Genomic DNA, 15,161 nt, shown 5'->3' with positions numbered 1-15,161 from the left:
CGTCGTGCGTCCGCTCATGGCGTAACCGCGGCGGAACACCACTCCTGGGACGACAGTTGTCTCCATCGAGCCCCCCGAACGGTCCGACGGCCTGGTCTCGACGCCGATCGGGTGGTGCGAACTACAGTGGAACGACCGGTGCCCCAGCGCGCCGACGTACGTCGGGTGTCCACCGTCCCCTGCCGGGGACACGAGCACAGCAGGTCCAGCCGGTCAGAGGGAGATACAGCAGATGTTCGAACGGTTCACCGACCGAGCCCGTCGGGTGGTCGTCCTGGCCCAAGAAGAGGCCCGGATGCTCAACCACAACTACATCGGCACCGAGCACATCCTCCTGGGTCTGATCCACGAGGGCGAGGGTGTCGCCGCCAAGGCGCTGGAGTCCCTCGGCATCTCGCTGGAGGGCGTCCGTCAGCAGGTCGAGGAGATCATCGGGCAGGGCCAGCAGGCCCCGTCCGGCCACATCCCCTTCACCCCGCGCGCCAAGAAGGTCCTGGAGCTGTCGCTGCGCGAGGCGCTGCAGCTCGGCCACAACTACATCGGCACCGAGCACATCCTGCTCGGCCTGATCCGCGAGGGCGAGGGCGTCGCCGCCCAGGTCCTGGTGAAGCTGGGCGCCGACCTCAACCGCGTGCGCCAGCAGGTCATCCAGCTGCTGAGCGGCTACCAGGGCAAGGAGCCGGCCGCCGCCGGCGGGCCCGCCGAGGGCACCCCGTCGACCTCGCTGGTCCTCGACCAGTTCGGCCGCAACCTGACCCAGGCCGCCCGCGACGGCAAGCTGGACCCGGTCATCGGCCGGGCCAAGGAGATCGAGCGGGTCATGCAGGTGCTGTCCCGCCGCACCAAGAACAACCCGGTCCTGATCGGCGAGCCCGGCGTCGGCAAGACGGCGGCCGTCGAGGGCCTGGCGCAGGCCATCGTCAAGGGCGAGGTGCCCGAGACGCTGAAGGACAAGCAGCTCTACACCCTCGACCTCGGCGCGCTGGTCGCCGGTTCCCGCTACCGCGGCGACTTCGAGGAGCGGCTGAAGAAGGTCCTCAAGGAGATCCGCACCCGCGGCGACATCATCCTGTTCATCGACGAGATCCACACCCTCGTCGGGGCGGGCGCTGCCGAGGGCGCGATCGACGCAGCCAGCATCCTCAAGCCGATGCTGGCGCGTGGTGAGCTGCAGACCATCGGTGCCACCACGCTGGACGAGTACCGCAAGCACCTGGAGAAGGACGCCGCTCTCGAGCGCCGCTTCCAGCCCATCCAGGTCAGCGAGCCGACCCTCGCCCACACCATCGAGATCCTCAAGGGCCTGCGGGACCGCTACGAGGCGCACCACCGGATCAGCATCACCGACGGCGCACTGGTCGCCGCCGCGACGCTGGCCGACCGGTACATCTCCGACCGCTTCCTCCCGGACAAGGCGATCGACCTGATCGACGAGGCCGGCGCCCGGATGCGGATCAAGCGGATGACCGCCCCGCCGGACCTGCGCGAGTTCGACGACCGGATCGCGGCCATCCGCCGCGAGAAGGAGTCGGCCATCGACGGGCAGGACTTCGAGAAGGCCGCCTCTCTCCGCGACAAGGAGAAGCAGCTGCTGGGCGAGAAGGCCGAGCGCGAGAAGCAGTGGAAGGCCGGTGACATGGACGTCGTCGCCGAGGTCGACGACGAGCAGATCGCCGAGGTCCTCGCCAACTGGACGGGCATCCCGGTCTTCAAGCTGACCGAGGAGGAGACCACCCGGCTGCTCCGCATGGAGGACGAGCTCCACAAGCGGATCATCGGCCAGGAAGAGGCCATCAAGAGCGTCAGCCAGGCGATCCGGCGCACGCGGGCGGGCCTCAAGGACCCCCGTCGTCCCGGTGGCTCGTTCATCTTCGCCGGCCCCTCGGGTGTCGGTAAGACCGAGCTGGCCAAGGCGCTCGCGCAGTTCCTCTTCGGCGAGGACGACGCCCTCATCCAGATCGACATGGGGGAGTTCCACGACAAGTTCACCGTGTCGCGGCTCGTCGGTGCCCCTCCCGGCTACGTCGGTTACGACGAGGGTGGCCAGCTGACCGAGAAGGTGCGGCGCAAGCCGTTCTCGGTGGTCCTCTTCGACGAGATCGAGAAGGCGCACGCCGATGTCTTCAACACGCTGCTGCAGGTGCTGGAGGACGGTCGGCTGACCGACGGCCAGGGCCGGATCGTGGACTTCAAGAACACGATCCTGATCCTGACCACGAACCTCGGGACGCGGGACATCTCCAAGGCCGTCGGCCTCGGCTTCCAGGCCGGGAACGACAGCACCAGCAACTACGAGCGGATGAAGCTCAAGGTCAACGAGGAGCTCAAGCAGCACTTCCGGCCGGAGTTCCTCAACCGCATCGACGACATCGTCGTGTTCCACCAGCTCACCGAGGACGAGATCGTCCACATCGTGGACCTCATGCTCGCCCGGCTGGAGACGCAGCTGTCGAACAAGGACATGTCGCTGGAGGTCACGCCGGCGGCGAAGAAGCTGCTCGCGGCCCGCGGCTTCGACCCGGTGCTGGGTGCGCGGCCGCTGCGCCGCACGATCCAGCGCGAGATCGAGGACACGCTGTCGGAGAAGATCCTCTACGGCGAGATCGCCTCCGGGCAGATCATCGTGGTGGACGTCGAGGAGGACGCCGACCCGACGGCCTCGCGCTTCACCTTCCGCGGTGAGGCCAAGCCGATCGACATGCCCGACACCCCGCCGGTCGCCCTCACGGGCGCTGACGGCGAGGACGAGGGTCCGGCGGCGGCCGCGCAGGCCGAGTGATCGACGACCCCGTCCACTGACGGGGTCCTGACAGGGGCCGTCCTCCGCATCCGCGGAGGGCGGCCCCTCGTCGTCTGTCCGGTCCGGGCGACCCCGCTGACGGTTGGCTCTCCGGGGGACGCCTCAGCCGGGGAGGGAGAAGCGGCCGTCCGGCGTCTGCTCGACCAGCCCGTCCACCAGCAGGGAGTCCAGGCAGCGCGAGCGCTGGACGGCGTCGTCCCACGCCGGCGTCAGTGCATCGGCCTCGACCGGCTCCGGTGCGGCCCGCAGCACGTCGAGCAGCCGACCTCGCACCTGACGGTCGGTGCCGGTGAACGCCTGCACCCGCCGCGGGGGGCCGTCGTACGCCGGCGAACCGGCCAGCCGCCACGCGCACCGGTCGGACACGGGGCAGGCGCCACAGCGGGGGGCGCCGGCGACGCAGACCAGCGCACCGAGCTCCATGACGGCCACGGAGAACCGCACCGCGCGGGCGTCGTCGGCGGGCGCCAGCGCGGCGATGTCGGTCAGGTCCGTCGCCCGGGCGGGCGCCGCCTGGGCGCTTCCGTGCACCAGCCGCGCGACGACCCGTCGGACGTTGGTGTCGACGACCGGCTGGCGGCTGCCGTGGCCGAAGCAGGCGACCGCCCGGGCGGTGTACGTGCCGATCCCCGGCAGCGCCTCGAGCTCGGCGATGTCGGCGGGAACCGCGCCACCGTGGCGTTCGGTGATCGCGACGGCGGCCTCCCGCAGGCGCAGGGCCCGCCGCGGATAGCCGAGCTTGCCCCAGGCCCGGATCACGTCGGCCGGGCTGGCTGCCGCCAGGTCCGCGGCAGCGGGCCAGCGGGCCAGCCACTCGCGCCAGACCGGCTCCACCCGGCGCACCGGCGTCTGCTGGAGCATGACCTCGCTGACCAGCACCGCCCACGGGTCGGTGCCGGGGGCGCGCCACGGCAGGTCCCGGGCGGCGCCGGCGTACCAGTCCACGAGGACGTCGCCGACGGGCTCTCCGGCGGGGGCGGGCTCGTGGCGTGCGGCGCCGGGCGAGGTGGTGCTCACGGGGACCCAGTCTGCCTGGGCCTCCGCAGACCCTGCCGTCGGCGTGGCAGACGAACCGGGCCAGCACACTCCGTGACCACCCGCCGGGTGGGCCGGGACCCAGGACTGCGCCGGGGCGACGGGCTCCCTCCGGTCAGGGCGTGGCGCGCTGCCGGCGACCGGCCCGCCGGTTAGCGTCGCCGACGTGCTGCACCCGGTCGGCCCGTTGCCCGATGTCGTCTACTGGCGACGGCGCCTGCTGGTCCTCGGCTGTGCGGTGGGCGTGCTCGGTGGCGGGGGCTGGCTGGGGGTCGCGGTGGCCACCGGGTCGCCGGACGAGGACACCGTGGTCACCGCTGCGGGCGATGAGTCGGTGCCCGCGCCGGCCCTGGAGCAGGTCGTGCCGTCGCTGGCGGCGGTGCAGCTCCCGACGGCCGAGCCTGCCGAGGAACCGCAGGACGCGGAGCGGCAGGACGAGGAGCCGGGGGGCGAGGAGCCGCCGGCCGAGGCGCTGCCCGTGGACGGCGGGCCCTGCAGCAACGACATGATCGGCGTCGAGGTGCGGCCCACCCCGGCCAGCAGCCCGGTCGGCAGCAAGCCGACGTTCGACCTGGTGGTCACCAACGTCTCGCCGGTCTCCTGCGTCCGTGCGCTGGACAAGGGGCTGCAGGAGATCGTCATGGTCGACGCGTCGGGCACCCGGGTGTGGGGGAGCAACGACTGCTTCCCGGAGGCGACGACGGACCCGCGGACGCTGCAGCCGGGGGAGTCCGTGGTGTTCCCGGTGTTGTGGGGTGGGCTGAGCAGCACGCCGGGGTGCACCGCGGAGCGCGTGCAGCCCGCACCGGGGGACTACCGGCTGCGCGGCCGGTTGGACACGGCGACCAGCCCCGACGCCACCTTCACCCTGACCTGAGGAAGGCCCCTGCCCTCGGGGTCCTTCGTCAGCTGTAGCGGTCGAGGATGGAGGTCTCGGCGAGCCGGGACAGCCCCTCGCGGATGCCGCGCGCTCGCGCTTCGCCGACGCCCTCCACGGCCAGGAGGTCCTCGATGGTGGCGGCGAGGAGCTTCTGCAGCCCGCCGAAGTGCGCGACCAGCCGGTCGATGATGCCCGCCGGCAGCCGGGGGACCCGGGCCAGCAGCCGGTAGCCGCGCGGGCTGACCGGGGAGTCCAGGGCGTCGGGGGAGGTCGGCAGGCCGTAGCAGCGGGCGACGGCGGAGAGGTCGAGCAGCTCGGTGGCCGTCAGGGCGCGCAGGTCGGCGAGCACCTCCTCGCCGGTGCGGTTCCGGCGGACGCTGGGGAGGTAGTCGCGGACCAGCAGGCCGCGGTCCTCCTCGACGCCGGCGAGCATCTCGTCCAACTGCAGGGCGAGCAGCCGGCCGTCGGTGCCCAGCTCCACGACGAAGCCCTCGATCTCGTCGGCGATCCGCCGCACCATCTCCAGGCGCTGGCTGACGCTCATCGCGTCACGGACCGTGACGAGGTCCTCGATCTCCAGCGCGGACAGCGTGCTCGCGACCTCGTCGAGTCGGAGCTTGTAGCGCTCGAGGGCGGCGAGGGCCTGGTTGGCGCGCGCCAGGATGGTCGTGGGGTGCTCGAGGGTGTACCGCCGGCCGGCCACGTACACCGAGATGATGTGCATCGACTGGCTCACGGAGATGACCGGGAACCCGGTCTGCAGTGCCACGCGCTCGGCGGTGCGGTGCCGCGTGCCGGACTCCTCGGTGGGGATCGTCGGGTCGGGCATCAGGTGGACACCGGCCCGGACGATCCGGGTGCCGTCGTAGGAGACGATCACCGCGCCGTCCATCTTGGCCAGCTCCCGGAGCCGGGTGGCCGACAGTGCGACGTCCAGGGCGAAGCCGCCGGTGCAGAGGGACTCGACGACGCGGTCGTAGCCCAGGACGATCAGTGCTCCGGTACGACCGGCCAGGATCCGCTCCAGACCGTCCCGGAGGGCGGTACCGGGGGCGATGCGGCCGAGCAGTTCCCGCAACGCGGCCTCGGGGTCCACAGCGGGGGACACGAACGCTCCTGACGGTCGGGCGGTACGGCGGCTGATCCTACGGGGCGGAGGGGCGAGCTCGGTCACCACGGGTCCCCCGTCAGGGCTTTCGCCCGGTGGCGGTCGCGCTGTGTCACCACAGCCGGGTGAAGGCCGCTCCCAGGTCGGGCACCTCGATCAGCCGCATCCCCCGGGGCGCGGGGCCGGAGTCCACCGGCACCAGCGCGGCGGTGTACCCCTGCCGCGCTGCCTCGGCCAGCCGCCGGCCGGTGCCCCCCACCCGCCGGATCTCCCCGGACAGCCCGACCTCGCCGATCGCGACCAGGCCGGCGGGCAGCGGGCGGTCCTTGGCGGCCGAGGCGATCGCCAGGGCCAGCGCCAGGTCGGCAGCCGGCTCGGCGATCCGGACGCCGCCGACGGAGGCGGCGAAGACGTCGGCGTCGGCCAGCCGGACCCCGCCGCGGCGCTCGACCACGGCGTTGATCATGGCGATCCGCTGGGAGTCCAGCCCGCTGACCGCGCGGCGTGGTGAACCGCCACCGCCGGCGGTCGCCACCAGGGCCTGCACCTCGGCGAGCAACGGCCGGCTGCCCTCCATCGTCACCGTCACGCAGCTGCCGGGCACCGGTGCGGACCGCCGGGAGACGAACAGGTGCGACGGGTCGGGGACGCCGACGACACCACCGTCGCCGATCTCGAAGCAGCCGATCTCGTCGGCCGGGCCGAACCGGTTCTTGGTGGCTCGCACCAGGCGCAGCGTCGAGTGGCGCTCGCCGTCGAAGGAGACCACCACGTCGACCAGGTGCTCGAGTGCCCGCGGCCCGGCGATCGCGCCGTCCTTGGTGACGTGGCCGACCAGGATGGTGGTCATGTTGCGGGCCCTGGCCACCGCGCTGAGGGCGCTGGCCACCGCGCGCACCTGGGTGGCCCCACCGTCGGTGCCGTCGACGGCGGGGGACCGGACGGTCTGCACGCTGTCGAGCACGAGCAGGGTGGGGCTCACGTCCTCCACGTGGGCGAGCACCGCGGACAGCTCGGTCTCCGCAGCCAGGTAGAGCTGGTCGTGCAGGGCGCCGATCCGCTCGGCCCGGAGCCGGACCTGCGCCGCGGACTCCTCGCCGGAGACGACCAGCGTCGGGCCGTTGGCCGCGGCCACCCGGTGGGCGACCTCCAGCAGCAGCGTGGACTTGCCGACGCCGGGCTCGCCGGCCACCAGCAGCACCGCGCCGGGCACCAGGCCGCCACCGAGGACACGGTCGAACTCGGTGATCCCGGTGGGCACGGCCCGGGCACCGGCGAGCTCCACCTGGCCGATCGGGCGCGCCTTGGCGCTGACCGGGCCGGCGGAGACGGCGCGCAGCGGGGAGCCGACGGTGCCGACCTCCTGCACGCTGCCCCAGGCCTGGCACTCCGGGCAGCGACCGACCCACTTCGCCGAGGCGTAGCCGCACTCGGAACAGCGATGGGCGGGACGGGAGGACTTCACACCGGATGCTGGCACGCCGTCATGGTGACGGCGGGGTACGACAGTCCCGAGAGGGGCGTGGGTCAGCCCTCTTCGTCGGCCGACTCCTGCTCGCGGGCCTCCTGGCCGGAGCTCTCCTCGACGGAGCCCTCCTCGCCGGCGACCTCTTCCTCGCCGTGGAAGTCGAACTCCTCGCCGCGCGGGAGGTCGCGGGTGGGCACCCCGACGGGGACCGGGACGGTGATCTCGCCGGACTCCTCGAAGGTGAAGGTCACGTCGATGGACTGGCCCGGCCCGATGGCCTCGGTGAGGCCGACGAGCGCGACCGTGGGCCCGTCGCCGCTGCTCAGGTACAGGATGCCGTTCGGCGGGATGGTCAGGTCCAGGTCGGCGGAGCCGCTGGTGTCGGCGGCCGGTTCGGCAGCGTCCGGGTCGATCACCTCGACGCTGTCGAAGGCCTCGCTCTCGATCGACACGAGGGTGTCGTCCTCGCGGCCCGTGCTGGCGATCGCACCGACCAGTCGGGCGTCGCTCCCGCTGCTGTACTGCCCGCCGGTCGGGTAGGGCAGCGACAGTGCCCGCAACGTCACGTCCTCCAGTTCGGCCTGGTTGCCGACGTTCGGCTCCTGGGTCGAGGTCTGCGTGACCTGACCGGCGCTGCAGGCGGTGAGCGCGATCGGGGTGAGCAGCAGGGCGCCCATCACGGCAGCGCGCGGTGCGCGGTTCACAGCGTCGACCTCCAGAGACGTGTCGGCCACCGAGGACGCCGGTGGCACGAGTCGCGCTGAGCGTAACCGGCACCCCAGGATGTCCGCTGGGAGGTGAGGGACATGGCGACAGGTGGCGTGGGCGACCTCCCGGGGTCCGGCGACCCCGCGCTCGCCGACTTCCCAGCTCAGGCCCCGGACACCCGCCGCTGGTGCTTCGCCGACCAGCTCGGGCCGCACTTCCTCGACGCGCCGGACCAACCCGTGCTGCTCGTCGAGTCGCGGGGCGTCTTCCGCCGCCGCCGCTTCCACCGGCAGAAGGCGCACCTGCTGCTGTCGGCCCTCCGGCACCGTGCGGCCGAGCTCGGCGACCAGGCGATCTCCCTGCAGACCGACAGCTACGCCGAGGCGCTGGACCGGGTCCGGGAGCCCCTGTCGGTGTGCGCGCCGACCACCTGGCCGGCGCGCGACTTCGTGCTCCGCCGTCCCGGCGTCACGGTGCTGGAGGCCCGGGGCTTCGTGACCCGGCAGGCCGACTTCCGCCGCTGGGCGGAGGGCCGTTCCCGGCAGCGCCTGCTGATGGACGACTTCTACCGGGTGGCCCGGCGGGTGCACGACGTCCTGATGGACGGGGCGGAGCCGGCCGGTGGCACCTGGAACCTCGACCACGAGAACCGGGAGCCGGCACCGGCCGACGGGCGGGTGGACGTCCCGCCGCCGTGGCTGCCCGTCGAGGACGAGATCGACGAGCAGGTGCGCGCCGACCTGGACCGCTGGGCGGCCGACGGCGACGTCGCCTTCGTCGGGGACGACGGGCCGCGGCTGTTCCCGGTCACGCACGCCGAGACCGAGGAGCGGCTCGCGGACTTCCTCACCCACCGGCTGCGTGCGTTCGGCCCGCACGAGGACGCGATGCTGGCGGGTGACCCGTGGCTGGCGCACTCGATGCTCTCCGCGTCGCTGAACCTCGGGCTCGTCGACCCGGCGGACGTCGTCGCCCGGGCCGAGCAGGCGTACCGCGACTCGGTGGCGACCGGCGACCCGTTGCCGCTGAACTCGGTCGAGGGGTTCGTCCGGCAGGTGATGGGCTGGCGGGACTGGATCTGGCACCTCTACTGGCAGCTCGGACGCGACTACCGGCACGGCAACGCGCTGGCCGCCCACGAGGAGGTGCCGCCCTGGCTGGGTGACCTGGAGGCCGAGGCCGTGGGGGCCAACTGCCTGTCCTCCGTGGTCCGGGACGTGCGCGAGCGCGGCTGGGTGCACCACATCCCGCGGCTGATGGTGCTGGGCAACTACGCGCTGCAGCGCGGGATCGAGCCGCTGGCGATGACCGACTGGTTCCACCGGGTCTTCGTCGACGGCTACGACTGGGTGATGGTGGCCAACGTCGTCGGGATGAGCCAGCACGCCGACGGCGGCGTGCTGGCGACCAAGCCCTACGCCGCGGGCGGTGCGTACATCAACCGGATGAGCGACTACTGCGGCGGCTGCCGGTACGACCCGAAGAAGCGGCTCGGTGAGGACGCCTGCCCTTTCACCGCCGGGTACTGGGCGTTCCTGGAGCGCAACCGGGAGCGGTTGGCCGAGAACCGGCGGATGCGTCAGCCGCTGTCCGGTCTGGGGCGGCTCAAGGACCTGGACGCCGTCGTGGAGCAGGAGCGGGACCGGGGCACCGACCCGCGCTGACCGCGGCCCTCCTGCAGGGCGGGGGCAGGAGGGGTCTCCCTCAGGTGATCGCCGCCCCACCGGCCAGCAGCAGTGCGACGTCGAGCACGGTCAGCAGCAGCACCGCCGGGAAGGCGAGCCGACGCGCTCGGGGACTGCCGGCGAGGGCGGCGACGACCACGGCCGGCGCGGCGAGGGCGCAGGCCAGCCACCCGAGCGTGCCCGGCGGGCCGGGTGGCCCCAGCACCAGCAGCAGGGTGGCGCCACCGAGCAGCACGGCGCCGGCGATCGCGGAGGGCACCGCCCCGACCCGGTGCGGCAGTCCGCGGACGCCGGTGGCCAGGTCGTCGTCGACGTCGGGCGCCACGTTGGCGACGTGCGCCGCGCCGCCGAGCGCCGCCCCGGCCGCGATCAGCCACCACGGTGCTCCGGGACCGCCCGGCGCCGCGGCGACCACGCCGGCGGGCAGCGCGCCGAAGCCGGTCAGGTAGGGGAGCGGGGACAGCGCGGTGCGCTTGAGGCCGGCGTCGTAGGCCAGCCCGCTGGCGACCAGCACCAGGAGGAGGAGACCGGGCACGACGCCCAGCGCCAGGGACGTGACGACGGCGACGGCGACGGCGAGCGCCGTGGCCCGGCGCAGCAGCGCCGGGGTCAGCAGCCCCTGGACGACCGGCTTGTCGGTCCGGCCGACGGCGAGGTCCCGGTCGGCGTCGAGCCAGTCGTTGCACCAGCCGATGGCGGCCTGCCCGGCCAGCACCGCGACCCCGACCAGCACGGTCCGGCCGGCGGGGACGTCGGCGGCGACGGCGAGCAGGACGGCGACCGTGGTGACCGCCAGCGTCGGTTCCAAGTGGGTCGCGCGGGCCATCGCCGCGGCGATCGCGAACCGGCCGGGGTGGCGCACGGCACCCTCCGACTGCACACCGACCACCTCCCTGTCAACCCCGTGTCGACCTCGATCACGCCGCTGACCAGCACTTTTGTAGCACTCTGCCGAGCCGGACCGCATTCTCTCGTGCTAACCTGGTGTGAGCGAAAGGGGTCACATACACATGGGCTTCACTGTTGGCGAGACCGTTGTCTACCCGCACCACGGCGCGGCGCTCATCGAGGCGATCGAGCAGCGCACCATCAAGGGCGTCGAGAAGTCGTACCTCGTGCTGAAGGTCGCCCAGGGCGACCTGACCGTCCGCGTGCCGGCCGACAACGCCGAGATCGTCGGTGTCCGCGACGTCGTGGGCCAGGAGGGCCTGAACAAGGTCTTCGAGGTGCTGCGGGCGCCGCACACCGAGGAGCCGACCAACTGGTCGCGGCGCTACAAGGCCAACCTCGAGAAGCTGGCCTCCGGTGACGTGAACAAGGTCGCCGAGGTCGTGCGTGACCTCTGGCGTCGTGACAAGGACCGTGGCCTGTCCGCCGGGGAGAAGCGCATGCTCTCCAAGGCCCGGCAGATCCTGGTCAGCGAGCTCGCGCTCGCCGAGGGCACCAACGAGGACAAGGCCGAGGTCCTCCTCGACGAGGTCCTGGCTTCCTGATCACCCAGCTACACCCCAGAGACACCCAGACCACTCCCGTGCACGCTGTCGGCATCGTCGCAGCGGCCGGGAGTGGTCTGCGTCTGGGGGCAGAGCTGCCCAAGGCCCTGGTGCCCCTCGCGGGCCGGCCGCTGGTCTGCTGGGCGGTCGAGTCGCTGCGTGCCGGCGGGGTCGGGCAGGTGGTGGTCGCCGTCCCGGCGCCGCAGCAGGCGGCCTTCACCGCCGTCCTCCCCGACGACGTGCACGTCGTCGTCGGCGGGGACACCCGCACGGCGTCGGTCCGGGCCGCCCTCGGCGCCGCCCGTGAGCACGCCGACACGGTGCTGGTCCACGACGCGGCGCGGCCGCTGACCCCGCCCGACGTCGTCGCCCGGGTGCTGGCCGCCCTGGCCGGGGGCGCCCGCGCCGTCGTCCCGGTGCTGCCCGTCGTGGACACGACCGTGGTCGTGGACGACGACGGCGTGGTGACCGCCGACGTGCCCCGCGCCCCGCTGCGCCGGGTGCAGACCCCGCAGGGCTTCGACCGGGCCACCCTGGTGGCCGCCTACGCCCACGCGCACGGCACCGCTGCCGAGTTCACCGACGACGCCTCGGTGGTCCGGGCCGCCGGGATCCCGGTGCACACCGTGGCCGGCGACGAGCGCGCCGCCAAGATCACCGTCGCGCACGACCTTGCGCTGGCCGAGTTGCAGGTGACCCGGTGACCTCTCCGCTGCCGCGGGTGGGCATCGGTAGCGACGTCCACCCGATCGAGGCCGGCCGTTCCTGCTGGCTGGCCGGGCTGGAGTGGCCCGGTGTCGACGGCTGCGCGGGGCACTCCGACGGCGACGTCGTGGCCCACGCGGTCACCGACGCCCTGCTGTCCGCCGCCGGCCTGGGCGACATCGGCGGGCTGCTCGGCACCGCCGACCCGCGCTGGGCCGGGGCCCGCGGGGCCGTGGTGCTCGGGCATGTCCGGGAGACGCTGGCGGCCGCCGGCTGGACGATCGGGAACGTCGCCGTGCAGCTGATCGGGAACAGCCCGAAGTTGGGGCCGCGGCGGGCCGAGGCCGAGGGTGTGCTGACCGCAGTGCTCGGCGCACCGGTCAGCGTCACCGCGACGACGACCGATGGGCTGGGGCTCACCGGCCGCGGCGAGGGCCGGGCCGCGGTGGCCACGGCGCTCGTGGTCCGGAGCACTGCCTGGTCGCCCGTAGAATCCATCCGGTGAGCCTCCGCCTGCACGACACGGCCGCGCGTGCCGTGCGTGACTTCACGCCCCTGCGTGCAGGACGGGTCTCCATGTACGTCTGTGGGCTGACCGTGCAGGGGCCGCCGCACATCGGCCACGTCCGGTTCGCGATCGCCTTCGACGTGCTGCGCCGCTGGCTGCTGCACCAGGGCAACGAGGTCACCTACGTCCGCAACGTCACCGACGTCGACGACAAGATCCTCACCAAGGCCGCGGCGGCCGGCGTCCCGTGGTGGGCCTGGGCGTACGAGAACGAGCGCGCCGCCACCCGCGCGTACGACGTGCTGGGCACGCTGCCGCCCACCTACGAGCCGCGGGCCACCGGGCACGTGCCGGAGATGGTCGAGCTGATCGAGCGGCTCATCGCCGGTGGGCACGCCTACGACGTCGACGGCGACGTCTACTTCGACGTCCGCTCCTTCCCCGGCTACGGCGAGCTGACCGGCCAGAAGCTGGGCGACCTGCAGCCGGCCGCGGACACCGAGACCGACGAGCGCAAGCGCGACCCCCGCGACTTCGCGCTGTGGAAGTCGGCCAAGGACGGCGACCCCGCCACGGCCTCCTGGCCCACCCCCTGGGGCCGCGGGCGCCCGGGCTGGCACCTGGAGTGCTCGGCGATGGCCGAGAAGTACCTCGGCGCGGAGTTCGACGTCCACGGTGGCGGGCTGGACCTGCGCTTCCCGCACCACGAGAACGAGCGGGCCCAGTCGCAGGCCGCCGGTGACGGCTTCGCCCGCTACTGGCTGCACAACGGCTGGGTCACCATGGGCGGCGAGAAGATGAGCAAGTCGCTGGGCAACACCGCGCTGGTCGACGAGGTCGTCCAGCGCGTGCGCCCGGTGGAGCTCCGCTACTACCTCGTGGCCCCGCACTACCGCAGCACGATCGAGTTCACCGAGCCGGCGCTGGAGGAGGCGGGGGTCGCCTACCGGCGGCTGGAGTCCTTCGTCCGGCGCGCGGCCGAGGTGGTGGGCGCCGACGCCGGCAAGCCGGTGCTGCCCACCGAGTTCACCGCCGCCCTGGACGACGACCTGAGCACCCCCGCCGCCGTCGCGGTGGTCCACGAGGTCGTCACCCAGGGCAACAGCGCGCTCGCCGCCGACGACCACGAGGCGCTCGCCGCCGCGCTGGGCGCGGTCCGGGAGATGCTCGGCGTGCTCGGCCTCGACCCGCTCGACCCGCAGTGGGCCGACGCCGGCGGCGACCGCCGCCTGGCCGAGGCCACCGACGGCCTGGTCGCGCTCGCGCTGGAGCAGCGCACCGCGGCCCGGGCCCGCAAGGACTACGCGTCAGCTGACGCGATCCGGAACCAGCTCGGCGCCCTGGGCGTGCAGGTCGAGGACACCCCCCAGGGCACACGATGGGAGCTGACCTGATGGCCGGCAACAGTCAACGGCGCGGCCGCTCGGCCGGCGCCGGCAAGAAGACCGCGACGACCGGCACCGGCGGCAAGAACCGCCGGTCGCTGGCCGGGCGGGGCGCCACCCCGAAGGCCACGGACCGGCCGCACCACCCTGCGTACAAGGCGGCGAAGGCCGCTGCGGCCCGCCAGGACAACCGGCAGCGGGTGCAGCGGCGCAACGCCGAGGCCCCCGAGCTGCTGCTGGGCCGCAACCCGGTGCTGGAGGCGCTGCGGGCGAGCATCCCGGCGACGGCGCTCTACGTCGTCACCGGTGACACGAGCCGCGGCGGGACCGACGAGCGGATCGCCGAGTCGGTGCAGCTGGCCGCCGACCGCGGGCTGCCGCTGCTCGAGGTGGGCAAGGCCGAGTTCGACCGGATGAGCGACCACGCACTGCACCAGGGCATCGGCCTGATGGTGCCGCCGTACGACTACGCGCACCCGGACGACCTGCTCGACATCGCCCGCGACTCCGGCCGCCCGCCGCTGGTCGTGGCGCTGGACGGCGTCACCGACCCGCGCAACCTGGGCGCGGTCATCCGCTCGGCCGCGGCCTTCGACGCCCACGGTCTCGTCGTGCCCGAGCGCCGTGCGGTGGGCATGACCGGCTCGGCCTGGCGCACCAGCGCCGGCGCGGCAGCCCGGCTGCGGGTGGCCCGAGCCGTCAACCTGGGCCGCAGCCTGGCCTCGTACCAGGAGGCTGGCCTGCAGACCGTCGGCCTGGCTGCCGACGGCGACATGGGCATCCACGAGTACGACGGCTTCGCCGACCCGATCGCTCTGGTCGTCGGGGCCGAGGGCACCGGGCTGTCCCGGCTGGTCCGGGAGCGCTGCGACGTCGTCCTGTCCATCCCGATCACCAAGGACACCGAGTCGCTGAACGTCAGCGTCGCGGCCGGGATCGCGCTGTACGCCGCGGCCTCCGCCCGCCGGTGACCGGACCGGCCGGACCTGCTGCGCAGGGCCGGCCGGGGACGGCGGTGCGGCTCGGGCTCGAGCCGCACCCGGAGGGCGGCTGGTACCGGCGCACCTGGACGTCCCCTGCCGTCGCCGGCGAGCGGCCGGCGGCGACGGCGATCGTCTTCCTGCTGACCGAGGGGGAGCACTCCGCCTGGCACCGGGTCGACGCCGACGAGCTCTGGCTGTGGCACGGGCCGGGCGAGCTCACGCTGCAGCTCGCCGACACCCCGGACGTCGACGTCGCGGCGGCGGTGACCCTGGGGCCGGAGCTGGTCCAGGTGCTGGTGCCTGCCGGGCGGTGGCAGCGCACCCTGCCGGCGAGCACCGAGGTGCTGGTCAGCTGCGTGGTCTCCCCGGGCTTCCGGTGGAGTGGCTTCCAGCTGGGCTGAGC

The 15,161-nt window shown here is 73.6% G+C and carries 14 protein-coding genes; 9 read left to right on the top strand and 5 right to left on the bottom strand.

What is annotated here, in order from left to right:
- Positions 1–232 precede the first annotated feature (232 nt).
- Positions 233–2,779 (top strand): ATP-dependent Clp protease ATP-binding subunit, encoded by a 2,547-nt coding sequence (locus tag O2W15_RS04280; RefSeq protein WP_269161452.1) that lies wholly within the window; start codon positions 233–235, stop codon positions 2,777–2,779.
- A gap of 123 nt (positions 2,780–2,902) precedes the next feature.
- Here the strand turns inward: O2W15_RS04280 and O2W15_RS04275 are convergent, their stop codons facing one another.
- Entirely contained in the window at positions 2,903–3,817 is a 915-nt protein-coding gene (locus O2W15_RS04275) for an A/G-specific adenine glycosylase (protein WP_269178488.1), read from the bottom strand.
- 184 nt (positions 3,818–4,001) lie between these two features.
- Here O2W15_RS04275 and O2W15_RS04270 point away from each other — a divergent pair, with 184 nt between their 5' ends.
- Positions 4,002–4,712, top strand: a complete 711-nt coding sequence (locus tag O2W15_RS04270; RefSeq protein WP_269161454.1) for a MucR family transcriptional regulator — start codon at positions 4,002–4,004, stop codon at positions 4,710–4,712.
- Positions 4,713–4,740: 28 nt separating this feature from the next.
- Here O2W15_RS04270 and disA read toward each other — a convergent pair whose 3' ends face one another.
- The 3 genes from disA to O2W15_RS04255 form a co-directional block, all read right to left on the bottom strand.
- Positions 4,741–5,823 (bottom strand): DNA integrity scanning diadenylate cyclase DisA, encoded by a 1,083-nt coding sequence (disA, locus tag O2W15_RS04265; protein WP_036334601.1) that lies wholly within the window; start codon positions 5,821–5,823, stop codon positions 4,741–4,743.
- 112 nt (positions 5,824–5,935) lie between these two features.
- Entirely contained in the window at positions 5,936–7,303 is a 1,368-nt protein-coding gene (gene radA, locus O2W15_RS04260; RefSeq protein WP_269178487.1) for a DNA repair protein RadA, read from the bottom strand.
- A 47-nt stretch (positions 7,304–7,350) separates the two neighbouring features.
- Entirely contained in the window at positions 7,351–7,995 is a 645-nt protein-coding gene (locus tag O2W15_RS04255) for a copper chaperone PCu(A)C (protein ID WP_269178486.1), read from the bottom strand.
- 102 nt (positions 7,996–8,097) lie between these two features.
- Here O2W15_RS04255 and O2W15_RS04250 point away from each other — a divergent pair, with 102 nt between their 5' ends.
- Positions 8,098–9,663 carry a cryptochrome/photolyase family protein gene (locus O2W15_RS04250; RefSeq protein ID WP_269178485.1) on the top strand — a complete coding sequence of 522 codons (1,566 nt, stop codon included), beginning with the start codon at positions 8,098–8,100 and terminating at the stop codon, positions 9,661–9,663.
- 40 nt (positions 9,664–9,703) lie between these two features.
- On the opposite strand, the gene O2W15_RS04245 is transcribed toward O2W15_RS04250, so the two are convergent.
- Positions 9,704–10,564 (bottom strand): UbiA family prenyltransferase, encoded by an 861-nt coding sequence (locus O2W15_RS04245; RefSeq protein WP_269178484.1) that lies wholly within the window; start codon positions 10,562–10,564, stop codon positions 9,704–9,706.
- 130 nt (positions 10,565–10,694) lie between these two features.
- Between O2W15_RS04245 and O2W15_RS04240 the strand changes: the two genes are divergently transcribed.
- The 6 genes from O2W15_RS04240 to O2W15_RS04215 are packed head-to-tail and all read left to right on the top strand — an operon-like array spanning position 10,695 to position 15,159.
- Positions 10,695–11,177: a CarD family transcriptional regulator gene (locus tag O2W15_RS04240; RefSeq protein ID WP_036334607.1), complete on the top strand. Its 483-nt coding sequence runs from the start codon at positions 10,695–10,697 to the stop codon at positions 11,175–11,177.
- 38 nt (positions 11,178–11,215) lie between these two features.
- On the top strand, positions 11,216–11,881 hold the full coding sequence (gene ispD / locus O2W15_RS04235; protein WP_269161459.1) for a 2-C-methyl-D-erythritol 4-phosphate cytidylyltransferase: 666 nt from the start codon (positions 11,216–11,218) through the stop codon (positions 11,879–11,881).
- Positions 11,878–12,387, top strand: coding sequence for a 2-C-methyl-D-erythritol 2,4-cyclodiphosphate synthase (gene ispF / locus O2W15_RS04230; RefSeq protein ID WP_269178483.1), 510 nt, complete (start codon positions 11,878–11,880; stop codon positions 12,385–12,387). Before ispD ends, ispF begins: the two co-directional genes overlap by 4 nt.
- Positions 12,384–13,784 carry a cysteine--tRNA ligase gene (cysS, locus tag O2W15_RS04225; protein WP_269161461.1) on the top strand — a complete coding sequence of 467 codons (1,401 nt, stop codon included), beginning with the start codon at positions 12,384–12,386 and terminating at the stop codon, positions 13,782–13,784. The genes ispF and cysS overlap by 4 nt, the downstream gene beginning before the upstream one ends.
- Complete coding sequence (gene rlmB, locus O2W15_RS04220) at positions 13,784–14,746, top strand: 23S rRNA (guanosine(2251)-2'-O)-methyltransferase RlmB (protein WP_269161462.1); 963 nt, start codon at positions 13,784–13,786, stop codon at positions 14,744–14,746. Before cysS ends, rlmB begins: the two co-directional genes overlap by 1 nt.
- On the top strand, positions 14,743–15,159 hold the full coding sequence (locus O2W15_RS04215) for a cupin domain-containing protein (protein WP_269178482.1): 417 nt from the start codon (positions 14,743–14,745) through the stop codon (positions 15,157–15,159). Before rlmB ends, O2W15_RS04215 begins: the two co-directional genes overlap by 4 nt.
- Positions 15,160–15,161: the final 2 nt, after the last annotated feature.

It is taken from the genome of Modestobacter sp. VKM Ac-2979, from assembly GCF_026967995.1.
Classification (GTDB): domain Bacteria; phylum Actinomycetota; class Actinomycetes; order Mycobacteriales; family Geodermatophilaceae; genus Modestobacter.
Note: the sequence above shows the minus strand (reverse complement) of the source record. Positions and strands in the feature narration are given on the sequence as shown.

What these genes read in the sequence shown, in the direction of transcription:
- O2W15_RS04280 (WP_269161452.1), top strand. Translation starts at nt 233, where the DNA reads ATGTTCGAACGGTTCACCGACCGAGCCCGTCGGGTGGTCGTCCTGGCC.
- O2W15_RS04240 (WP_036334607.1), top strand. Translation starts at nt 10,695, where the DNA reads ATGGGCTTCACTGTTGGCGAGACCGTTGTCTACCCGCACCACGGCGCG.
- rlmB (WP_269161462.1), top strand. Translation starts at nt 13,784, where the DNA reads ATGGCCGGCAACAGTCAACGGCGCGGCCGCTCGGCCGGCGCCGGCAAG.
- O2W15_RS04250 (WP_269178485.1), top strand. Translation starts at nt 8,098, where the DNA reads ATGGCGACAGGTGGCGTGGGCGACCTCCCGGGGTCCGGCGACCCCGCG.